This is a genomic window from Actinoplanes regularis, from assembly GCF_900188005.1.
GTDB classification, from domain to species: Bacteria; Actinomycetota; Actinomycetes; order Mycobacteriales; family Micromonosporaceae; genus Actinoplanes; species Actinoplanes regularis.
The window spans coordinates 38,018-58,974 of sequence record NZ_FZNR01000024.1 but is presented as its reverse complement, the minus strand read 5'-3'; the positions used below and the strand labels follow the sequence as shown (position 1 = coordinate 58,974).

The 20,957-nt window shown below is 71.8% G+C and carries 19 protein-coding genes; 10 read left to right on the top strand and 9 right to left on the bottom strand.

What is annotated here, in order from left to right:
* Window positions 1-28: 28 nt before the first annotated feature.
* Together CHC09_RS37805 and CHC09_RS37800 are read left to right on the top strand one after the other, a co-directional pair.
* Window positions 29-1,216 (top strand): hypothetical protein, encoded by a 1,188-nt coding sequence (locus tag CHC09_RS37805; RefSeq protein ID WP_089298081.1) that lies wholly within the window; start codon window positions 29-31, stop codon window positions 1,214-1,216.
* 12 nt (window positions 1,217-1,228) lie between these two features.
* Entirely contained in the window at window positions 1,229-3,442 is a 2,214-nt protein-coding gene (locus tag CHC09_RS37800; protein ID WP_089298080.1) for a tetratricopeptide repeat protein, read from the top strand.
* A 19-nt stretch (window positions 3,443-3,461) separates the two neighbouring features.
* On the opposite strand, the gene CHC09_RS37795 is transcribed toward CHC09_RS37800, so the two are convergent.
* The 7 genes from CHC09_RS37795 to CHC09_RS37765 all read right to left on the bottom strand — a co-directional run bounded on the left by CHC09_RS37795 (window position 3,462) and on the right by CHC09_RS37765 (window position 11,964).
* Complete coding sequence (locus CHC09_RS37795; protein WP_089298079.1) at window positions 3,462-3,911, bottom strand: hypothetical protein; 450 nt, start codon at window positions 3,909-3,911, stop codon at window positions 3,462-3,464.
* A 79-nt stretch (window positions 3,912-3,990) separates the two neighbouring features.
* Window positions 3,991-5,328 (bottom strand): glucose/sorbosone family PQQ-dependent dehydrogenase, encoded by a 1,338-nt coding sequence (locus tag CHC09_RS37790; RefSeq protein WP_089298136.1) that lies wholly within the window; start codon window positions 5,326-5,328, stop codon window positions 3,991-3,993.
* A gap of 90 nt (window positions 5,329-5,418) precedes the next feature.
* Window positions 5,419-7,071, bottom strand: a complete 1,653-nt coding sequence (locus CHC09_RS37785; RefSeq protein WP_089298078.1) for an AMP-binding protein — start codon at window positions 7,069-7,071, stop codon at window positions 5,419-5,421.
* A 63-nt stretch (window positions 7,072-7,134) separates the two neighbouring features.
* Window positions 7,135-7,452, bottom strand: a complete 318-nt coding sequence (locus CHC09_RS37780; RefSeq protein ID WP_143232803.1) for a hypothetical protein — start codon at window positions 7,450-7,452, stop codon at window positions 7,135-7,137.
* A gap of 195 nt (window positions 7,453-7,647) precedes the next feature.
* Window positions 7,648-9,423, bottom strand: a complete 1,776-nt coding sequence (locus CHC09_RS37775) for a DUF1996 domain-containing protein (protein ID WP_089298076.1) — start codon at window positions 9,421-9,423, stop codon at window positions 7,648-7,650.
* A 136-nt stretch (window positions 9,424-9,559) separates the two neighbouring features.
* Complete coding sequence (locus tag CHC09_RS37770; RefSeq protein ID WP_089298075.1) at window positions 9,560-10,918, bottom strand: hypothetical protein; 1,359 nt, start codon at window positions 10,916-10,918, stop codon at window positions 9,560-9,562.
* Window positions 10,915-11,964, bottom strand: a complete 1,050-nt coding sequence (locus CHC09_RS37765; RefSeq protein WP_089298074.1) for an NAD-dependent epimerase/dehydratase family protein — start codon at window positions 11,962-11,964, stop codon at window positions 10,915-10,917. Before CHC09_RS37765 ends, CHC09_RS37770 begins: the two co-directional genes overlap by 4 nt.
* A 155-nt stretch (window positions 11,965-12,119) precedes the next feature.
* On the opposite strand from CHC09_RS37765, the gene CHC09_RS37760 reads away from it, so the two are divergent.
* The 8 genes from CHC09_RS37760 to CHC09_RS37725 all read left to right on the top strand — a co-directional run bounded on the left by CHC09_RS37760 (window position 12,120) and on the right by CHC09_RS37725 (window position 18,453).
* Window positions 12,120-12,779, top strand: a complete 660-nt coding sequence (locus CHC09_RS37760) for a glycosyltransferase family 2 protein (RefSeq protein ID WP_089298073.1) — start codon at window positions 12,120-12,122, stop codon at window positions 12,777-12,779.
* Entirely contained in the window at window positions 12,776-13,435 is a 660-nt protein-coding gene (locus CHC09_RS37755; protein ID WP_089298072.1) for a TIGR04282 family arsenosugar biosynthesis glycosyltransferase, read from the top strand. Before CHC09_RS37760 ends, CHC09_RS37755 begins: the two co-directional genes overlap by 4 nt.
* Window positions 13,432-14,073 (top strand): class I SAM-dependent methyltransferase, encoded by a 642-nt coding sequence (locus CHC09_RS37750; protein ID WP_239138796.1) that lies wholly within the window; start codon window positions 13,432-13,434, stop codon window positions 14,071-14,073. Before CHC09_RS37755 ends, CHC09_RS37750 begins: the two co-directional genes overlap by 4 nt.
* Window positions 14,046-15,284, top strand: a complete 1,239-nt coding sequence (locus tag CHC09_RS37745; RefSeq protein ID WP_203833369.1) for a molybdopterin-dependent oxidoreductase — start codon at window positions 14,046-14,048, stop codon at window positions 15,282-15,284. The genes CHC09_RS37750 and CHC09_RS37745 overlap by 28 nt, the downstream gene beginning before the upstream one ends.
* The gene (locus tag CHC09_RS37740; protein ID WP_089298070.1) at window positions 15,281-15,745 is read left to right on the top strand and encodes a hypothetical protein; all 465 of its coding nucleotides are present in this window, start codon (window positions 15,281-15,283) and stop codon (window positions 15,743-15,745) included. The genes CHC09_RS37745 and CHC09_RS37740 overlap by 4 nt, the downstream gene beginning before the upstream one ends.
* Window positions 15,746-15,755: 10 nt before the next feature.
* On the top strand, window positions 15,756-16,466 hold the full coding sequence (locus tag CHC09_RS37735) for a response regulator transcription factor (protein ID WP_089298134.1): 711 nt from the start codon (window positions 15,756-15,758) through the stop codon (window positions 16,464-16,466).
* Window positions 16,463-17,479 (top strand): sensor histidine kinase, encoded by a 1,017-nt coding sequence (locus CHC09_RS37730; protein WP_373872006.1) that lies wholly within the window; start codon window positions 16,463-16,465, stop codon window positions 17,477-17,479. The genes CHC09_RS37735 and CHC09_RS37730 overlap by 4 nt, the downstream gene beginning before the upstream one ends.
* 299 nt (window positions 17,480-17,778) lie before the next feature.
* Window positions 17,779-18,453, top strand: coding sequence for an MBL fold metallo-hydrolase (locus tag CHC09_RS37725; RefSeq protein ID WP_203833368.1), 675 nt, complete (start codon window positions 17,779-17,781; stop codon window positions 18,451-18,453).
* Window positions 18,454-18,558: 105 nt separating this feature from the next.
* Here CHC09_RS37725 and CHC09_RS37720 read toward each other — a convergent pair whose 3' ends face one another.
* Together CHC09_RS37720 and CHC09_RS37715 are read right to left on the bottom strand one after the other, a co-directional pair.
* On the bottom strand, window positions 18,559-19,023 hold the full coding sequence (locus CHC09_RS37720; RefSeq protein WP_089298068.1) for a hypothetical protein: 465 nt from the start codon (window positions 19,021-19,023) through the stop codon (window positions 18,559-18,561).
* 158 nt (window positions 19,024-19,181) lie between these two features.
* Window positions 19,182-20,897 (bottom strand): IlvD/Edd family dehydratase, encoded by a 1,716-nt coding sequence (locus tag CHC09_RS37715; RefSeq protein ID WP_089298067.1) that lies wholly within the window; start codon window positions 20,895-20,897, stop codon window positions 19,182-19,184.
* Window positions 20,898-20,957: the final 60 nt, after the last annotated feature.

Here is a 20,957-nt window from a genome sequence, read left to right as displayed (position 1 = left end):
CGCCTCTCCGGCGAAGAACGAGGCTTCGATGATTGACCTGGACCGGGCGGTGACCATGCCGCCGCTGGTGTACCTGGACGAGGGCGACGAGGTCACGGTCGGCCGGCCCGACACCGACTCCTACGCGGTCCTGCCGGCCGACGGCGCCGAGCTCGTCCGCCGGCTGGCCGACGGGATGACACCGCGCGCGGCGGCCCGGTGGTACGCCGAAGCCTTCGGCGCCGACGTCGACATCGAGGAGTTCCTGGCCGACCTCGCCGAGCTGAACCTCGCCGAGGTGGGACCGCAGCCCGTCCCCGCCCCGGCCCCGGTGCGCTTCCAGCGGCTGGGCCGGCTGCTCCTCGCGCCGCCCGCCCTGCTCGGATACGGCCTGATCGTGCTGGCCGCCGTGGTTATGGCGGCCCGGCATCACGACCTGGCCCCCGGATACGGTCACCTGTTCTTCACGCCGTACTTCGCGGTGGTGGAGATCGGGCTGTTCCTCGGCCAGTTCCCGCTGATGCTCCTGCACGAGAGCGCACACGTGCTCGCCGGTCGGCGGCTCGGCCTGCGGACCCGGGTGTCGGTGGGTTTCCGCTTCTACTACTTCGTCCTGCAGACGGAGATGGACGGCCTCGTCGCGGTCCCGGCCCGCAAGCGGGTGCTGCCGATGGTCGCCGGCGTCGGCACCGACCTGGTGGTCGCCTCCCTGCTGACGCTGATCGCGGCGGCGCTGCGCGGCCCCGGGGGAAGCCAGCCGCTGCTCGGCCGGCTGGCCCTGGCGCTGGCCTTCACCACGCTGCTGCGCGTCGTCTGGCAGTTCTACTTCTTCCTGCGGACCGACCTCTACTACGTGGTCAGCCTGGTGCTGGGCTGCGTCGACCTGCACGGCACGGCGAAGGCCATGCTGCGCAACCGGTTCTGGCGGTTGCGCCGGCGCCCGGACCGGCTGGTCGACGGCTCGGCGTGGCATCCGCGCGATGTCCGCGCCGGCCGGTGGTATGCCGCGTTCATGGTCGCCGGCTACGGCCTCAGCGCGCTGATGCTCGTGGTGGCGGTGCTCCCGGCCGCCTACCACTTCGTCTCCGGGGTGCTCGGCCACCTGAACGGATCCGCCGGCGTCCGCGGCGTCGCCGACGCCGCCGCCTTCCTCGGTCTCAACCTCCTCCAACTGGCCCTCGTGGCCACGCTCGCGGTACGCGCACGACGCTCCCGCCGCCGTCCCGTGCCGGCCTGAAAGGACGACGACATGGCTGAACTCGCGAACCACCACTGGATCCGCGCCGACCGGCCGGACGAACGGCGCGCCGTTCTGGTGGCCGAGCCGTGCGCACCGGTGCTGGCCGTCCTCGACGCCCACCGGCGGCTTCGCGGCCCGTACACGGCTGCCGGCACCCTGCTGCGCCTGATCGTTCCCGAAGCGCTGACTCGCTGGCCGGATCTGGTGCACCGGCACGCCATCGAGATCCTGTCGGTCGCCCCGGAACTGCGCTCGGTCGTCCCGGCCACCCGCGAGACGCTGACCTCACTGGCCGTTCCGGCCGAGCGCACCCGGTTCTACTCCCGGCTGCGGACCGCCCGGCTCGCCAACGGGCTCACCGAGTTCCTGCACGGCTACCTGCGGCAGCTCGGTGGCGGCCCGCGATGTCTGCTGGTCGACAACCTGCACCACGCCGACCCGACCGACCGTGAACTGTTCGCGGTGCTGTTGCGGCGCGCCGACCCGGCCGTGCTCTGTCTGCACCTGGCGACCGCCGCGGTCCCGCCCGCCGACCCGCCCGGCCCGGTGCCGTTCCCCCTCGGCGAGGCCCTCACCCGGTACGCCGCGGTACGCACCACGCCCGCCGCCGTCCCGCAACCGCGGGCCGGCGACGACGAGGAACTGGCCCGGCAGTACGTCTGGAGCGACGGCGTCACCGACGATGCGGGGATGCTGGCGGCCTATCAGCGCCTCGACCCGGCGCGGCGGGCCGCCCTGCACGACGCTCGCGGTGACGAACTGGTCCAGGTCGCGGAGGCGTCGCTGCGCCTCGGCGCCATCCCGTACCACCGCGAACATGGCTCCGAACCCGCGGCGGCCGGCGTGGCCAGCCTGTGCGAGGCCCTGTTCATCTGCCTGGACAACGGCTTCTACCACGCCACCGTCGAGCTCGGCCGGCGCGGCCTCGCCCTGCTCGACCCGGCGGCACAGCCGATTCCGTGGTGGGCGTTCACCACCAAGATGACGACCTCGCTGTCCGCGCTCGGCCGGGGAGAGGAAGCCATCGAGCTGTACGACGAGGCACGTGCCCGGACCACCGACCCCACCCAGCAGCGGCAGGCGGCCTACGCCACGGCGATGCTCTACACCCGCCACCTCGGCGCCGACCGGCACAATCAGCGTCTGGCCCGGGCCTGGTCGAACATCGCCATCGCGCTCACCGAGGCCATCGCGGATCCGAGGGAACGGGCGTTCCAGTCGGCGTTCCAGCGCAACGGGCTCGCCCTGGTCGCCACGCACGACGGAGCACCGGACGAGGCCCTGCGGCTGGTGGAGGACGGCATCGACCGGCTGGACCGGGAACTCGACGACGGCCAGCACGCTCTGCACCGTTCGGTGCTGCGGCACAACCGGTCGATGCTGCACCTGGGCGCCGGCCGCTACGAGGCGGCGCTGGCCGACCTGAACGCCGTCATCGAGGCCGACCCCAACTACGCCGAATACCGTTTCGACCGGGGCAACCTGTTGCGCCGCATGGGCCGGCCGTACGAAGCGCTCGCCGACTACGAGACCGCGCTGACGCTGTCCCCGCCGTTCCCCGAGGTGTACTACAACCGCGGTGACACCCGCCTGGAACTGGGCGACGCCGACGGTGCCGCCGCCGACTTCAGCTACGTGCTCGAGCTGGACCCGGACTACGTGGACGCCTACCTCAATCGCGCCGGCCTGCGGCTGGCGGCCGGAGACCTCACCGGCGCGGCCGAGGACACGGCGGCCGGGCTGCGGATCGCGCCGGGGAATGTCCACCTGCTCTGCGTACGCGGGCAACTCGAACTGTCCGACGGCGATCCGGCGGCCGCCGAGCGCACGCTGTCGGCCGCGCTCGCCGCCGCACCGGAACTTGCCGCCGGCTGGGCGGCCCGCGCCACCGCCCGCTACGAACTCGGCGACGTGCCCGCGGCGCTCGCCGACCTCGACCGGGCGCTGTCCTTGCTCGACGACCCGGAGATGCGTTTCAACCGGGCCGTTCTGCTCGCCGAGGCCGGCCGCCATGCCGAGGCCGTCGACGACCTCACCGCCGCCGGCGGGAGCAGCGACGACCCGCAGATCCGGTGGGAACGCGCGCGTTCGCTGCTCGCCCTGGGCGACACCCGTGCCGCCGACGACGATCTGCGGGCCTGCGCGGCAGCCGATCCGGAGTTGGCCGATCAGGTGCGCCGCCTGCGCCCGCAACTCCTCGAGCCGCTGAGCGCGGCGACCTGAAGCGGTCGTCGACGACGGCTCAGTCGGACGGCAGGACCGAGCTCCAGCGCAGCCGGTGCGGGTCGGACCAGCTGGCCAGGCGTACGCCGTCCTCGTCCCGCGAGAGGCGGTTTGCCCGGATGGACAACAGGACGCAGCCGGCTGTCGCGACGGAGGAGAGGCCGAACAGGGTCGCCGCCAGGTGAGAGGCGGGCTTGTCCGGCAGGTGGCCGGCGATCGAGATCGCGTCCGCGAGGAGCACGGCGGCGGCCGCGACGATGCAGAGGCGTGACACCAGCCGCCAGCGGGCACGGAACCGAATCGTGTCCGCCACGCTGTAGACCCGGCACCGCACCGCCTGTCCGCAATGCTCGCACTCGACCACGGAGGCGGCCCGGCCGGTCGCCGGCCGGGAATCCCGCAGGGGGGTGAGAGCGTAGTCGTCCGCGCGTCGATGCGCGACGCTGCGGCGCGCGATCGCAACCTCCATCGAGCATCCCCTCCGCCCAAGCCCTAGATCAACACTCTAGAACAGCCCGGCGCCTCCGCCCCGGACGACCTGCTCGTGGTCAACGAGCCGCGGTGTGGTGGAAGGCGAGGATCGCGCCCGGGTGCTCGAGGCTTGTCGTGGGCCGCCCGTCGCGGCCGAGGGCGGTGCCGGACGGATCGGTGGCCACGAAGATGGTGCGGCCGTCCGGGCTGATCGCGACGTCCCGGTAGCGGTCGACGGTGTGCAACTGGGCGATCGGATCGCCGTTGCGGCCGGTCGGGATCCGGTAGACGGTCCCGTCCTTCAGCGCCGGCATCAACAGCGATCCGCGCCAGCCCGGGATGCCGGGCGCGTCGTAGAAGTCCAGGCTCGACGGCGCCACCGTGGGCCAGCACATGTGCGGATGTCCGGCACACCGTGGATCTTGGAAGTGGTAACCGTCCGGCACGGTGCCGATCGTCCGCAGGGGCTCCGTGTACGCGGTGCTGGTGAAGCTCTTCTCGGTGTAGGTGGGCACCGAGGACGGGATCGTGTAGTCGCTGTAGGTCAGCGACGAGCAGGGGGCCGGCGCGGAGGCGGACCAGTCGGCGTACCGGTAGGCCAGGTCGTCGCGGCGTCCGGCGACCCGCGGCCAGCCGTAGTCCCCGCCCGGCCGGATCTCGTTGATCTCGTCGTCGGTCTTCGGGCCCTGCTCACTGGAGTACAGACGACCCCGCCCGAAGACCAGACCTTGCGCGTTGCGGTGCCCGTAGGACCAGATGTGCGTGCGTACGCCGTTGAGTACCGGATTGTCCGCCGGGATCGTGCCGTCGCGTTCGAGCCGGAGCACCTTGCCCTGGTAGGCGGAGCGGTCCCGGGCGTCGGCCGGCAGGTCGCGGGCCCGGTTGCGCAGGCAGAACCGGCCGAACTGATTGTTCCCCTGGTCGCCGATCGTGTAGTACAGCTTGTCGTCGGGGCCGAGCACGAGCCGCCCGGAGTCGTGGTCGGGACTGGCCGGCAGCCCGGTCAGCAGATCGGCGTGGTGACGCAGTGTGCCGGTCGCGGCGACGTACCGGAAATCGGCGATTTTGAATCTCTCGGCCACGGCTGGTGACGGGTCGGCGTCGTAGCTGTAGGCGAGGTAGACGTCCGGAAGGCGCAAGGCCATGCCGAGCAGCCCGTCCTGGCCGCGTTTGCCGCCGATCGCCTCGGTGACGGTGGCCGCCACCCGCGTTGTGCCGTTCTCCGGGTCGATGCGTAGGACCCGATGCCCGCTGCGCTCGGTCACCCAGAGCCATCCGTCCGGCCCGGTCAGGATCTCCCACGGGTTGCGCAGACCCGAAGCGAGCACACGCGGCGTGAAATCGGGCGCCGCGGGTGCGGCAGCCGAACAGGTCAGCAGAGCGGCCGCCGTCGCGGCCGCCAGAAGTCTGGGCACCACGCCCGCATACCCCGATCGTGGCAGGCCAACCCGCCTCCCAAGGGCGAGCCGGCGCGGGCCGGACAGCAGGCTCAGCGGGTTTCGTGATCAGGCGCTCTTCACCGCCGCTGCTTCGTCCAGGTCCAGCAACTCGATGGACTTCTCGCGCATCTCGACCTTACGGACCTTGCCCGTGACGGTCATCGGGAAGGCGTCCACGACGACCACGTAGCGTGGGATCTTGTAGTGGGCGAGCCTGCCGGCGGCGAACTCGCGCACCTTCGCGGCGGTGAGTTCCTCGGCACCGTCGCGCAGCATCACCCATACACACAGCTCCTCGCCGTAGGTGATGTCGGGTACGCCGATGACCTGGGCGTCGACGATGTCCGGGTGGGTGTGGAGGAACTCCTCGATCTCGCGGGGATAGATGTTCTCGCCGCCACGGATGACCATGTCCTTGATCCGGCCGGTGATGTTGACGTACCCGTCGTCGTCCATGACCGCCAGGTCGCCGGTGTGCATCCAGCGGGCCGAGTCGATGGCCTCGGCGGTCCGGTCCGGCTCGCCCCAGTACCCGAGCATCACCGAGTAGCCACGGGTGCAGAGCTCGCCGGGCTCGCCGCGGGGCACGGTCAGCCCGGTGTCCGGGTCGATGATCTTGACTTCGAGGTGCGGGTGGACGCGGCCGACGGTCGACACCCGCCGTCGCAGGGAGTCGTCGACCCGGGTCTGCGTCGACACCGGCGAGGTCTCGGTCATGCCGTAGCAGATCGTCACCTCGGTCATGCCCATCCGGTCGATGACCTGCTTCAGGACCTCCACCGGGCAGGGCGCCCCGGCCATGATCCCGGTGCGCAGGCTGCTCAGGTCATAGGAGTCGAACTCGGGGTGGTGCAGTTCGGCGATGAACATCGTCGGCACGCCGTAGAGCGAGGTGCACCGCTCCTGAGCGACGGCCCGCAGGGTCGCCTCCGCGTCGAAGCCCTGCGCCGGGATGACCATCGTGCACCCGGTGGCGGTGCAGGCGAGGTTGCCCATGACCATGCCGAAGCAGTGGTAGAAGGGCACCGGTATGCAGACCCTGTCCTCGACCGTGTAGCCGCACAGCCGGCCGACGAAGTAGCCGTTGTTGAGGATGCTGTGATGCGACAGCGTCGCGCCCTTCGGGAAGCCGGTGGTCCCCGAGGTGTACTGGATGTTGATCGGATCGTCCGGCGACAGGGCGGCCTGGGCCCGCGCGACCAGGGCCCGATCGCCGTCGCGGGTGCTCAGCCGCTCCCACCGCGCGGAGCCGATCACCACCACCGACCGCAGCCGCGGGCAGTCTCCGCGGACCTCGTCGATCATCTGCTCGTAGTTCGACGTCTTGAACGAGCTCGCCGAGACCAGGACGGTGATGCCGGCCTGGTTGAGGACGAACTTCAGCTCGTGCGTGCGGTACGCCGGGTTGATGTTGACCAGGATGGCGCCGATCTTGGCGGTGGCGTACTGCAGCAGGGTCCACTCGGGCAGGTTCGGCGCCCAGATGCCGACCCGGTCGCCTTTGGTCAGGCCGAGACCGAGCAGGCCCAGTGCCAGGGTGTCGGAGTCGGCGCGCAGCCGCGCGTAAGTCCATCGGCGTCCGGACGGGACGTCGACCAGCGCCTCACGATCGGGGTACGCCGCCGCGGTGCGGTCGAGGTTGTCGCCGATCGTCTCGCCCAGCAAGGGCATCTCGGAGGTGCCGGACGCGTAGGAGGCGAGGAGGGTGTCACCGGTCATGGCGTGCTCCTTCGGGCGGACAGGTCGTCGGTGGCCTGTTGATCCGGCCTGGTTGCCCGGAGATCAACGCCAGACGTACATGGTCACGTTCTGCGGTTTGATGTCGGCGGGAAGCAGGAACAGCGGCTGACCCGTGGTGTTCCGCAAGACGGCCGCCGCGCCGACGATGCGCCTGCCGGCCTTGCCGGACACCGGGAACGTCGCGAACCCGCGATCCTGCGCGACGATTCCCTGCGCGATGTCGTCGTGCAGCAACGAGGCGCCGGGACTCGAAGGCGGCGCAGGCGGATCGTTGTCCTCATACCTGCCGGTGCACCCGGCGGCCACGACCGCGGTGACACCGAGCACGGCCGGGAGCAGACGACGCCGGTCGTGAATCAACGTTCCCTTCCCTGGTACTTCAGGTAGAGGCGCGGTGCCGCGACGAGAACGACGGCTGCATAGTAGCCCTCGTGACTGTGGTGCGGGAAACGCACGCGAATCCCGCACCACAGCCGCTTTATCCCCTCAGGTGACAGGAGCGGTGCGGTGTCCGCCGCGGGGGAGAGGGCATGACGAGATGCCCGGCCGTACGCCTCATGAGCAGTTCTTGCCTCTGTTGATGCAGGCAGCGATGCGCTGCATGGTCCGTACAGAGTTGACGTTGATGAAGTCGTCATGGTCGGAGAAGGGGTTGTGGTTCTCCTCCGGGAAGGAGTCGAGGGCGTACTGACCCTTGAGCTGCACGTCGCGGGGGAGGTCGTAGGAGATGGTGATCCGCAGCTGCGGGATCGCCCGGAAGCCTTGCGGGCAGGCGCCGGTGACCTTGTCGGCGAAGGCGACGTGCTTACGGTGGTTGTCGCTGTCGATGTTCCTGCCGTCCCAGCAGCCGGGGAAGTCGTGAACGCGCTGCACCCGACTGCCGGCGGGGCAGATGGGGTAGCGGTCGGAGAGCCGGTCGGCGAACCCTGAGCAGGTCCAGGCGGCGCGGGCGTTGGCCGGGCCGCGGCTGGTGGGCTTGGCGTCACCGGTGAGGGCCCGCAGGAACTTCGGCATCGGTACGACCTTGCTGGTGGCATTTCCGCGGTACTCGATCAGCACCTTCGCCGGGCGGACGATCCCGCCGGTGTTGCCGGGCAGTTCAAGGTTGGGGCCCTGCGGCTCGGGCAGGACGGCAGGGCCGGCGGGGGTGCTGCTCGAGGTGGGCGGTGTGCCGGCGGCCCGGTCGCCGGGGGCCTGGTTCACGGTGCAGGCCGCGAGGCCCTCGAGGTCTCGGGGGCGAGCGGCTTGCCGGCCGATCGCGGTGGCGATCCGGTCGAGCACGGCGACGCGCTTGGCCCGCAGCGGTCCGAGGATGGCATTGTCGATGAAGGCCGGGCCGCCCTGTCCGCGGGTGGTGACGAGGCGTTCGTCGGCCTCGGAGATCTGCCGGTCGAGCTCGTCGAGGTTGCGGTTCACCTCGCTGAGGGCACGGTCGGGTACGCCGGGTAGCTTGTCGCGGACGGTGGGGCATTGGACTTGCGGGTTGGCGACCTGGCCGGCTGTGATGCTCGCGGTGTGGGCGGCGCTGTGCATCGAGGCGTGCATGCCGTCGTAGCTGACGTCGCAGTCGACCAGTGAGACCAGGCCCGGCCGGTTGTCGCCGGCGTCGGCGATCGTGGCGCTGATGTCTTTGATCAAGGTGGCTCGGCGGACCCGCAGCGTTCCGAGGATCTGATTGTTGAGGGTGGGGTCGATGCGGCCGTAGCTGGCCGCCATCCGCTTGTCGGCGTCGGCTTCGAGGCGATCCAGGTCGTTGAGGAGACGGTCGACGGTGTTTCGGGCGCTGACCGGTACCGCGGGCAGCCGGTCCCGGACCGAGGGGCAGGCGATCATCGGCTGGGTCTGGGCGAGGGCTTGCTGAATCCGGTTGTTGCCGCGGACGGTTTTGTCGATGCGTACGACCGGCCAGAAGTACGACGACTTGTCGCCGTTACGGCACGTGGTGCCGGAAGCGTCGAGGTCGGCATTCGACGAGTTCGCGGTGATCGCCCGATTGCCGACGAAGTCGTGCACATGCTCGGCGCCGTTCTTGATGCCGGGCTGAGCCACCGGGTTGTCCGGACTGAACTTGCCGATGCCGTTGGTGCCGCAGTCCACCGTGAACCGGCCCGTCGACCCGGCGGCGGACGGCTTCGGGGGCCGCACGCCCGGCCGTACCTTCTGGATCGGCACGAACTGGTCCGGGCTGGTGGCGGCGTCCGCGGTGCCTTTGCCGCCGCTGGAGACGAAGGTGACGACGAGCGCCCCGGCGGCGACCAGCACCGCCGCCGCCATGGCGATCCTGGCCGGCCTGGACTCCAGCGGCGAGGGCCGGTACTTGCTGCGTTTCATAGTGGATCTCCTCAACCCTTGATGAGGTCGGCCGTGGTGTGCCGACGCCACCGGATACGGGCCTGCCTCTGCCGAAAGGTCACCATTAAGCGTGTACGTCATGATTTGTTAAGAACTCGCCGGCGGCCGGGCGCGCCTACCAGGTGGTCAGGAGCAGGTGGTTGACGGCCAGGGCCACCGCGGCCTGCACGGCGAGCCACGTGCGGCGGCTGGACGGTGGGATCAGGACCGCGCCGGCCATGAACCACACCATGAACGGCAGCCAGATGCGTTCGACCTCGGCCTTGCTGTAGCCGGAGAGATCGGCGGCGGCGATCGCCGCCGCGGCGGCCAGGGGCAGCAGCCACGTGACCCGGGGCAGGACGTCCGCGGCCCGGGTCCGCCAGGCCGCGATCGCCCGCCATCCGGCGAGAGCCGCGCGGCGCAGCACCACGGCCGCCGCCGGACCGGCCGCGACGGTCAGGATCGCAAGATCAGCCCACACCCAATAGGCGTACGGCCGATGGCTGGCCAGACCCTGGTAGTAGCGCTCGACGACGAGGTGATAGCCGGTCGTCCAGTCGAACCCGGCGGCCGTGAACGCGGCGACGACCGGCACCGCACCCACGCAGGCCCACCAGCCGGTACGCCGGTGCGGGCCGGCCAGGACGAGGACCGCCACGGCGATCGGGGCCATCAGCACGAGTCCATAGGAGAGGTAGCAGCCGAAGGCGAGCAGCGCGCCACCGGCGAGCGCCGCGGCCACCGTCCCGCGGGTGACGCCGAACGCCAGCAGCAGGATCCCCGCGGCGGTCACGCCGGCGAAGAGACCGTCGGCCGACACCCCCGACCAGATCGCCCCGGGGAACAACACCGCGAACGGCAGCACGGTACGCGCCTGTTCGTCCGTGCCGAGCAGGCGCACGGTCTGCGGCACCGCGACCGCGGTGAGTGCCGCCACCGCGATGCACAGAACCCCGGCCCAAGCGCCGCCGCTGAGCCCGGCCCGGTCCAACCAGACGAACACCAGCAGCGCCCCCGGCGGATGACCGGACACGTGGGTGGTCCAGGAGTCCGGCTGGAAGTCGAGGATCCGGGCGGTGAAACCGCGCAGCATGGCGGGGAGGTCGGTGACGCCGGCGACCTCGTGCAGATACTCGAACCGGGTGGTCAACCGGCCGGCGATGCCGCGCTGCCAGCCGTCGATCAGGGCGAGGGACGTCGTCCAGGCCACCGCGGTGACGTAGGAGAGGGCGAGCAGGCGTCGCCAGGGGAGCCGGGCGGCCAGCGCCGGCCCGTGCCACCAGACCAGTGCGGCCAGCGCCGGCGCCGGCAGGGTGCCGGGGCCGACGTGCGGCCGCCAGTCCGCGAACAGTGGTGCCGCGCTCGCGTGCACCGGACGCCCGAGCAGATAGAGCACGCCTCCGACGGACGCGGCCACGGCGAACAGGCCCAGCGCGGCCACGGCGGCGATCAGGTCGGCCCGCGCCGGCCGGTTGAGGATCCGTGGCCTCATCCGCGTAACGGTGCGCCGGCGAACTGCGCGATCCCGTCGGCGAGGCCGACCGTGGCCAGGAATCCGAGTTCGGCCGCGGCGCGCCCCGGCGCGGCGACCACATGGCGTACGTCGCCGAGCCGATATTCGCCGGTGATCACCGGGGGTGGTCCGTCGGCGGCCCGGGCGAGGCCGGCGGCCAGCTGACCGATGGTGGCCGGGCGTCCGGAGGCGATGTTGTAGGCGCGCCAGCCGGTTCGCGTGCCGGTCGCGGTCACCGCGGCGAGGTTGGCCGCCGCCACGTCACGGACGTGCACGAAGTCCCGGCGCTGACCGCCGTCCTCGAACACCCGCGGCGCCCGGCCGGCTTCCAGCGCGGATCGGAAGATCGCCGCGACACCGCTGTACGGCGTGTCGCGGGGCATGCCCGGCCCGTACACGTTGTGGTATCGCAGCGCCAGCACGGTGCCGCCGGTCTGCCGGGCCCACGCCGCGGTGAGATGCTCCTGGGCGACCTTGGTGGCGGCATACACGCTGCGCGGGTCCAGCGGCGTGTCCTCACCGGTCAGTCCCGGTCGCAGCGCGGCGCCGCAGGCCGTGCAGACCGGCTCGAACCGGCCGGCGGCCAGGTCCGTGACGGCGCGCGGCGCGGGGCGCACCGTGCCGTGCCGCGCACAGGTGTAGGTGCCTTCGCCGTAGACGACCATGGAGCTGGCCAGCACGAGGCGGTGGATCCCCGCTCGGGCCATGGCGGCCAGGAGCACGGCCGTGCCGAGATCGTTGCAGCCGACGTACTCGGGCAGGTCGTCCAGGTCCACGCCGAGTCCCACCATCGCGGCCTGGTGAACCACCACGTCGATGCCGGCCAGGGCGTCGGCGACGGCCGCCCGGTCGCGCAGGTCGATCCGGTGCACCGGCGCACCGGCCACGGTGTCCGGTAGCGGCGCCCGGTGTGCGCCGGGGTGGCCGGCGTCGGCGACGGTCACCTGGTGGCCGGCGTCGTGCAGGGCGGTGACGACATGGGTTCCGATGAAACCGGCTCCGCCGGTGACGAGTACGTGGGTCACGGCGCAGACAGTAGGACCGGTTCACGCGGATGGCCTCCGGTCGCGGTGAGCCGTCAGCGGATCGTAAGAACCAGCAGGCCACGTCATTGTTTCGTAAGACCTCGTCATCGGCGGGTAAGCATTTCCGGCCGGGTCACGTCCTAGCGTTCGACGGCATGACCGATGTGGTTCTTCCCTGCCGGAACGAGGCTGCGGCCCTGCCCGGCCTGCTGGCCCGGATGCCGGCCGGCTACCGGCCGCTCGTGGTGGACAACGGCTCGACCGACGGTTCCGCGGCGGTGGCCCGCTCCTGCGGCGCCGACGTGATCAGCGTGGCCGAGCCCGGGTACGGAGCGGCGGTGCACGCCGGTGTCCTGGCGGCCGACCCGGCCGACGGGGTGGTGTGCGTGATGGACGCGGACGGTTCGTTCGACCCGGCGCAGCTGCCTCGGCTGGCCGGTCCGGTGCTCGCCGGCGAGGCACAACTGGGCACCGGCCGGCGTCGTGCCGTCGCTCGCGGGGTCTGGCCGTTGCACGCCCGGGTCGCCAACACCGTCCTCGCCCACCGCTTGCGCCGCACGACCGGCCTCGACCTCCACGACATCGGGCCCATCCGGGCGGTACGCCGTGCCGACCTGCTGTCGCTGGGGCTGCGTGACCGCCGCTTCGGCTACCCGCTGGAGCTGCTCATCGCGGCCGGCCGGGCCGGTTGGCGGGTGGTCGAGGTGGACGTCACCTACCACCCGCGAGCGGCCGGAACCCGCTCGAAGGTGACCGGCACGCTGCTGGGCACCGCCCGCGCGGTCCGGGACATGAGCGCGGTGCTCGCCCGATGAGTGCGTCCCAGGTCCTGGTGCTGGCCAAGGCGCCGAAACCGGGGCGGGTCAAGACGCGGCTCTGCCCACCCTGCACCCCCGAGCAGGCCGCCCGGATAGCCGCCGCCGCCCTCGGCGACACCCTCGACACCGTCGCCGCGGCCGCGGCCGGCGCCCGTGTCCTCGCCGTCGACGGCGACCATCCCGCTCCGCCGGGCTGGACGACGCTCCCGCAGCGCGGCGGTCCGCTCAGCGACCGCCTCGCCGCCGCGTTCGCGGACAGCCGGGCACCCGGCACGGCCACCGTCCTGATCGGCATGGACACGCCGCAGCTCACCGTCGATCACCTCGACGAGGCCCTGTGGCTGCTCGGCGTCGCCGGCGGCCCGGACGCGGTGCTCGGCCCGGCCACCGACGGCGGCTGGTGGGCGCTGGGCCTGCGCGACCCCGGCCACGCCGAGGTCCTGCGCACGGTCGCGACCTCCACGGCGACCACCGGAGGCCGGACGCTGGCCGCGCTGCGCCGTCGCGGCCTGCGGGTGAGCCTGCTGTCCCGCCTGCGCGACGTGGACACCGTGGCCGATGCGCGCACCGTGGCCGGGCTGTGCCCGCCGGGCAGCCGTTTCGTCCACGCTGTCGCGGCCGATGTGCCGTCGCCCGCGACGGTCGGCCGGTGAGCGCCGTCGCGGTCTTCGACGTCGCCATCGACCGGGCCGCGGCGGGCGTCCCGGCCGCGTTCACGGCCCGGCACGCAAGCGGCGGCATGCTCCGGTTCGACCCGGCCGCCTGGTGCCGGGACGCGATCGCGGGCGACGCGGCGCTGCTCGACCGCTGCACCGGTCCCACCCTCGACGTCGGCTGCGGCCCCGGCCGTCTCACCGGCGCGCTGGCCGGTCTCGGCCGACCGGCTCTGGGTATCGACATCAGCGCCACCGCCGTGCGGCTGACCCGTCGCCGTGGCGCGGCCGCGCTGCAGCGTGACGTCTTCGACCCGGTGCCCGGCACCGGCAGGTGGCGGCATCTGCTGCTGGCCGACGGCAACATCGGCATCGGCGGGAACCCGCATCAGCTGCTGCACCGCTGCGGTCAGCTGCTGACCGCCGCCGGCCACCTGCATGTGGAGGTGGCGCCACCCGGCACTCCCGCCTGGTCCGGCGTGGCCACGGTGCAGACCCCGGACGGAGGCGGGAAGCCCCTGCGATGGGCGTGCGTGCCCCTCGACGACCTTGCGGCCCTGGCCGCGGCCACGACGATGCGCATCCTCGAGACCTGGACGGAGGCGGGCCGATGGTTCGCCACACTGACAACCCGGTGACCGGCCGCTTCATGCTTCTGCGCCGGCTCGCCCGACGGTGGTGGACACCGGTGCCGGAACCGCCCGCGACGTTGCGGCGCGGACCGCTGCGCCCCGGGGTGTTCCGGTCGACGGCACGGTCGACCCGGCTGACCAGCCAGGTCGGTCTCGCGCTCGGCGTGACGTTCGCCGTCTGCTTCCTCACCGGGCTGCTCAGCCACCTGATCCAGCACCCACCGGCCTGGTTCTGGTGGCCGTCGCGCCCGGTGCACCTGTACCGGTTCACGCAGGGCGTGCATGTGGCGACCGGCCTCGCCTCCGTGCCGTTGCTCGGCGTCAAACTGTGGTCGGTCCATCCGCGGCTTTTCACCTGGCCGCCGATCCGGTCGGTTGCGCACGCGGCCGAACGCGCCGGAGTCGCTGTGCTGGTCGCCGCCGCGTTGTTCCAGACGATCAGCGGCGTCCTGAACATCTCCCGGTGGTACGCGCCGATGCCGTTCTTCTTCACCGCGGGGCACTACTGGGTGGCATGGCTGGGGGTCGGCGGGCTCCTCGTGCACATCGGCGTACAGCTGCCGGTCGCCGGGGCCGCGCTCGCCCGCCCCGCCCCCGGGCCGGGACCTGACGGACTGAGCCGGCGAGGGCTGCTCGGTGGCGTGGCCGCCGCAGCCGGTGTGATCACCCTGACCACGGTGGGGCAGACGGTCCGGCCGCTGTCCGGTCTCGCGGTCCTCGCCCCGCGCCGCCCCGGCGTGGGACCACAAGGCGTGCCGGTGAACAGGACCGCCAACGGTGCGGGCGTGCGCACCCTGGCGTCGGATCCGGCGTACCGGCTGCTGGTCGTCGGCCCCGGACGGCGTGTCAGTCTGGACCTCGCGGCTCTCGGCGCCCTTCCCCAGCACACCGCGGACCTGCCGATCGCCTGTGTCGAGGGCTGGAGCGCGACCGGGCAGTGGAGCGGGGTCCGGCTGCGTGACCTGGTGGCGCTCGTGAGCACCGATCCGGACCAGGCGACCGTTTTGGTCGAGTCGCTGCAACCGGCCGGCCGGTACCGCGGCTCGACCGTGCCGCCCGAGCACGTCCGGGATCCGTTGACGCTGATCGCGCTGCGGCTGGGCGGGGAGGCTCTGCATCTCGATCACGGCTATCCGGCGCGGCTGATCGCCCCGAACCGGCCCGGCGTGTCGCAGACCAAGTGGATCGGCCGGATCACCGTGCGGGAGTCGCCATGAGAACCCGGGTCGCGCTGATCACCGCCGGGGTGCTGATCATGGGATATGCCACCGCCGGCAGTCTCACCGATCCCGATCTGGATCCGGCCGGTGTGCTGCTGTTCGCGGTCGCGGTGCTGGTCGGCCACGACGTCCTCTGGATGACGGCGGTCCTGGCCACCGGCGCCGGGATCACCCGTCTCGTCCCGCGACAGCACCGGCCGGCGGTGCGCGTCGCGTCGATCAGCGCGGCCGCGATCACGTTCGTCGCGTTCCCGCTCGTCGTCGGTGACGGACGCCCCGCGGACAACCCGTCAGCGCTGCCACTGCCGTACGGCCGAAATCTGGTCTTTGTCCTGTTGATCGTCTCCGGGGTGACCCTGCTGACCTGCCTGTGCCGGGCCCGGCGACGCCGGCCGACGGCAGACCGTAAGAAATCCGAAAGACCTGCTGGGAGCGGTCCGCGAACCGCGGGTCGGTAGCGTGGCCGGGATGGGACATCGGGTGTTGGTGGTCGACGACGATCCGACGGTGAGCGACGTGGTCCGACGCTACCTGGAGCAGGACGGATGTGAGGTCCGGCTGGCCGCCGACGGCGCCGACGGCCTCGCGGCGATCGCGGCGCAGCGGCCCGATCTCGTGGTGCTCGACCTCATGATGCCCGGCATCGACGGCCTCGAGGTGTGCCGCCGGTTGCGGCGGCAACTGCCCGATCTGCCGGTGATCATGCTCACCGCACTGGGTGAGGAGGCCGACCGGGTCCTCGGGCTCGAGGTCGGCGCCGACGACTACGTGACCAAACCGTTCTCTCCGCGCGAGCTGGTGCTGCGGATCCGTTCGGTGCTGCGTCGCACCGCCGGGCACCCGCCCAACCCCGCCGTCCCGGCGAAGCTCGTCGACGCGGAACTGACCGTGGACGTCACGCGCCGCCTCGCCGGCCTGAACGGTGCGGCGCTGTCCCTGACGGGCCGGGAGTTCGATCTGCTCGTCTTTCTCATGCGCCATCCCGGACGCCCCTGGTCGCGCACCGAGCTGCTGGACAAGGTCTGGGGGTGGCAGTTCGGCGACCAGTCGACGGTGACCGTGCACATCCGCCGGCTGCGGGAGAAGGTCGAGAAGGACCCGGCCGAACCACGCCGCATCCGGACCGTCTGGGGCGTCGGATACCGGTACGACCCCGTCGCCGGGGGAGCCCAGCCGTGAACGACATGCTGTTGATCGGGCTCTACGCCCTCACCGCCGGAGGCGTCGTCGGCCTCACCGGTGCCGGCGTGCTGCGGCTGCTGCGCGGCCGCTCGGTCCTGATCCATATTCTGGTGCTGCTGGTGGTCACCGTGCTCGCGGTGGTCGCCGGCGTCGCCACGGTCGCCTGGGCCATGTTCCTGTCCGCGCACGACCTGACCGTCGTCCTCGTCACGGTGAGCGCGTCGGCGGTGATCAGCCTCGCTCTCGGCGCGATCTTCGGCAGCCGGCTGGCCGCCGCCGCGGTCTGGGCGCGGGCGGCCCGGGAACGGGAACGGCGCCTGGAAGCCGGACGGCGGGAACTGGTCGCCTGGGTGTCCCATGACCTGCGGACCCCGCTCGCCGGGCTGCGGGCAATGGCCGAGGCCCTCGAGGACCGGATCATCAACGACCCCGTCACCGTCACCGACTACCACCGGCGGATCCGGGTCGAGACCGACCGGATGACCCAACTCGTCGACGACCTGTTCGAACTGTCCCGCATCAACGCGGGCGCGCTGCGACTGGCACCCACCACCGTGCCACTGCGTGAGATCGTGTCCGACGCGATCGCCGGTGTCGCCCCGCTCGCCGCGAACCGCAAGATCCAGCTGATCGCCGCCGACACCGGCTGGCCCCTCGTCCGGGCCGGCGAGCGCGAACTCGCCCGTATCGTCAGCAATCTGCTGATCAACTCCGTCCGGTACACACCCGAGGACGGAACGGTGCACATCGCCGCCGGTCGCGAACACGACGATGTGTGGCTCGCCGTCTCCGACACCTGCGGCGGCATCCCCGACGACGACCTGGGCCGGGTCTTCGACGTCGCCTTCCGCGGCGAACGCTCCCGGACCCCGGGATCGGCCGGCTCCGGCGGCGGCGGAGGTCTCGGCCTCGCGATCGTGCGTGGCCTCGTCGAGGCCCACGGCGGCCGGGTCGACGTCCGCAACACCGACCGTGGCTGCCAGTTCGAGGTGCGCCTCCCGACCGGCTGACCAGGGTGCCCGGGCGTTGACGGACCCGTGCGACCTCGATGGCCCGGCTGATGCCGAGCCATCGATGGGAAGCTGGATCCCGCACATCGGCGGCCGTCAGGACGACGTAGGCACAAGGACGAAAGGTGGGACCTGGCATCATGCGTCGCTCAGCACCAGCGGGCGTCGGCGCGGACAGCGGGCGAACTCGGAACGTCGGCACGTTCACCGTGCATGCTCTCTGCGACGGAGTCGGTACGTTCTTCGAGCCGCTCTCGTCGGCCTTTCCGGACGCCGGCGCCACCGAGCTCGCCGCGGCCGTGGCACTCGACCCGGAGTCCTTTCCCCCGGACGGTCGCTGGCGGTTGCACTTTCACGCGTTCCTCATACGTCCCCGCGCGGGCGGTGCCATCCTCATCGACGCCGGGATCGGTGACGCGAACGCGCCCGCGGCCGAGTGGGCGCCGACACCCGGGCGGATGCCGGAGAACCTGAAACTGCTGGGAGTTGCTCCCTCGGACGTGGACACGGTGCTGCTCACGCACCTGCATTCCGACCATGTCGGTTGGTCGGTGGTGAACGGCCGGCCCTGTTTTCCCAACGCCCGGTATGTGGTTCCCAAGGCCGACCACGATGCTGTGGGAAAGCTGAACCCGCGGGTTCGTGACGAGATCCTGGCGCCCTTGGCGGCGACCGGGCAGCTCGACCTGATCGAGGGGAAGGTGCGGCTCGGCCCGGGAATCACCACGGTTCCGACACCGGGTCATACGCCCGGTCATACCTCAGCGCTGCTGGAATCCGGCGACGACGCGATCGTGTTCTCGGGCGATGCCGTTCTGAACGCGCTGCAACTGGTCGCACCGCGGGTGGCCTACCTCCTGGATGACAACCCGGAGGCCGCCCGCGCTGCCCGCCTCGCCCTTCTCGATCAGGCGCGCTTGCGCGGCGCGTGGCTGGCCACCTCGCATCTGACGGATCCGTTCCTCCGCGTGTGACGTCCTGGTCGCCTGGTCCTGACCCGGGTGGGCGGCGTGGCGGCCGCGCCGCGGACCGCCCGTTCGTGAGCTCGCGGGGCCGCCGTGAGACGGCCCCGCGGCAGGTCAGCAGACCTCGACGTTGAGGGTGGCGTGGGTCTTGCCGGCGAGCTTGAACCAGACCGGCGTGCTGTAGCCGCGGGCGCTGACCGTGTAGTTGCCGAAGCCGTCGTTGTAGGTGACGGTGCAGCCCGGCTCGACCCGGAAACCGTCGGTGTCGTAGTAGTACTTGTAGTTCGCGGTGGTGTCCCCGGTGGTCAGGTAGAAGTACGAGTGGTAGGCCCCGGAGTTCCAGGTGGCGGCCTTGTTCCCGTTGTCCCCGCACTTGATCACCGAACCGGTGTAGGCGGTCAGGTTGGTCGACGGCCAGCAGTTGGTCACGTAGACGCCGTGCTTGAGCTTGTTGGTCACGACGCCGCCGCAGTACTTGGTGCTGCAGGTCGAGGCCTGAGCGGCGCCGGCGGGGATCAGCGCGGTCGCGGCGGCGGCGGTGGCCAGCGCGGCGGCGACGCGTCCGAGAGTCTTCAGCATGTCTAGCCCTTCGGTTGGGAGAGGCCGAGGCTAGTCACTCTTTATGCGGCTTTAAAGGGGTAATCCGGGTGGCAAATCTTGGACTTCGTGGCGTATCCGGTTCGGGTTCGACGTGCTGGTTGTGCCAGCGGGTGTAGGCGCCCGCGGCGTTCCGGAACTCAGTGGGATTCGCGGGAGACGCGGTCGCCGCTGGAGCCGCGCAGGAAGTCGCAGTCGGCTCCGGTGTCGGCCTGGCCGACGGTCTCGACGTAGAGGCGCTCCCAGCCGCGCGCCGGCGCGGCGTAGGCCTTCGCCGCCTCCGGCGACGGCTCGCGGGCGGCCCACTCCTGCTCGGGGACGTCGGCGTCGAGGCGCCGGTTCGCGACGTCGAGGACGATCATGTCGCCGGTGCGGACCCTGGCGAGCGGCCCGCCGGCCGCGGCCTCGGGAGCGACGTGCAGGACCACGGTGCCGTACGCCGTACCCGACATCCGCCCGTCGCAGACGCGCACCATGTCGCGTACCCCCTGCTCGAGAAGTTTCGCCGGCAACGGCATGTTGGACACCTCCGGCATGCCCGGATAGCCCTTGGGCCCGCAGCCGCGCAGTACCAGCACCGAGTCGGCGGTGACGTCCAGATCCGGGTCGTCGAGCCGGGCGTGCAGGTCCTCGACGGAGTCGAAGACCACGGCCGGTCCCCGGTGCCGCAGCAGGTGCGGGGACGCGGCGGCCGGCTTGACGACCGCCCCGTCCGGCGCCAGGTTGCCGTAGAGGACCGCGATCCCGGCGTGCGGCCGCAGCGGCTCGGCCCGCGGCCGGATCACCTCCCGGTCGTAGACGCGGGCGTCGCCGAGGTGGTCGGCCAGCGGCCGGCCCGTGACCGTGATCGCGGCCGGATCCAGCAGGTCACGGACCTCGGCGAGGACGGCGTGCAGGCCGCCGGCGCGGTAGAGGTCGTCCATCAGGAATCGGCCGGCCGGCAGCAGGTCGACCAGCAGCGGCACCCCGGAGCCGGTGGTGTCGAAGTCGTCCTGGGACAGCGGCACGCCGAGCCGGCCGGCGATGGCGAGCAGGTGCACGACGGCGTTGGTGGAGCCGCCCAGGGCGGCGAGCGCGACGATCGCGTTGAGGAACGAGCCGCGGGTCATCACCGCGCTGGGGCGGCGGTCCGCGTCGACCAGTTCGACGGCGAGGACACCGGTCGTGTGGGCGGCCTCCAGCAGGCGGCTGTCCGGGGCCGGGGTGCCGGCCACCCCGGGCAGGGTCATGCCCAGCACCTCGGCGAGCAGGCCCATGGTGGAGGCGGTGCCCATCGTGTTGCAGTGGCCCCGGCTGCGGATCATCGACGACTCGGAGCGCTGGAACTCGGCCGCGCTGAGCGTGCCCGCGCGCACCTCCTCCGACAGTTTCCACACGTCGGTGCCGCAGCCGAGCGGCACGCCGCGGAAGGTGCCGGTCAGCATCGGGCCGCCGGGCATCACCACGGCCGGCAGGTCGACCGAGGCGGCGCCCATCAGCAGCGCGGGGATGGTCTTGTCGCAGCCGCCGAGCAGGACGACGCCGTCGATGGGGTTGGCGCGCAGCATCTCCTCGATCGCCATCGCGGCCATGTTGCGCCACAGCATCGCGGTCGGCCGGACCTGGGTCTCGCCGATCGACACGACGGGCAGGTTCAGCGGGACGCCGCCGGCCCGGTGGATGCCGTCGGCGACGCTGCGGGCGACCTCGTCGAGGTGGGCGTTGCACGGGGTCAGGTCGGAGGCGGTGTTGGCGATGGCGATGTGCGGGCGCCCGTCGAAGGCGTCGGCCGGCAGGCCCCGTCGCATCCAGGCGCGGTGGATGTAGCTGTTCCGGTCGTCACCGGCGTACCACTGCGCACTGCGTCGCGGATGCATCGCCCACCTCCGGGATTCTGACGCTGTCATTGACGTGGATGATTCGACAATGGGGCAATG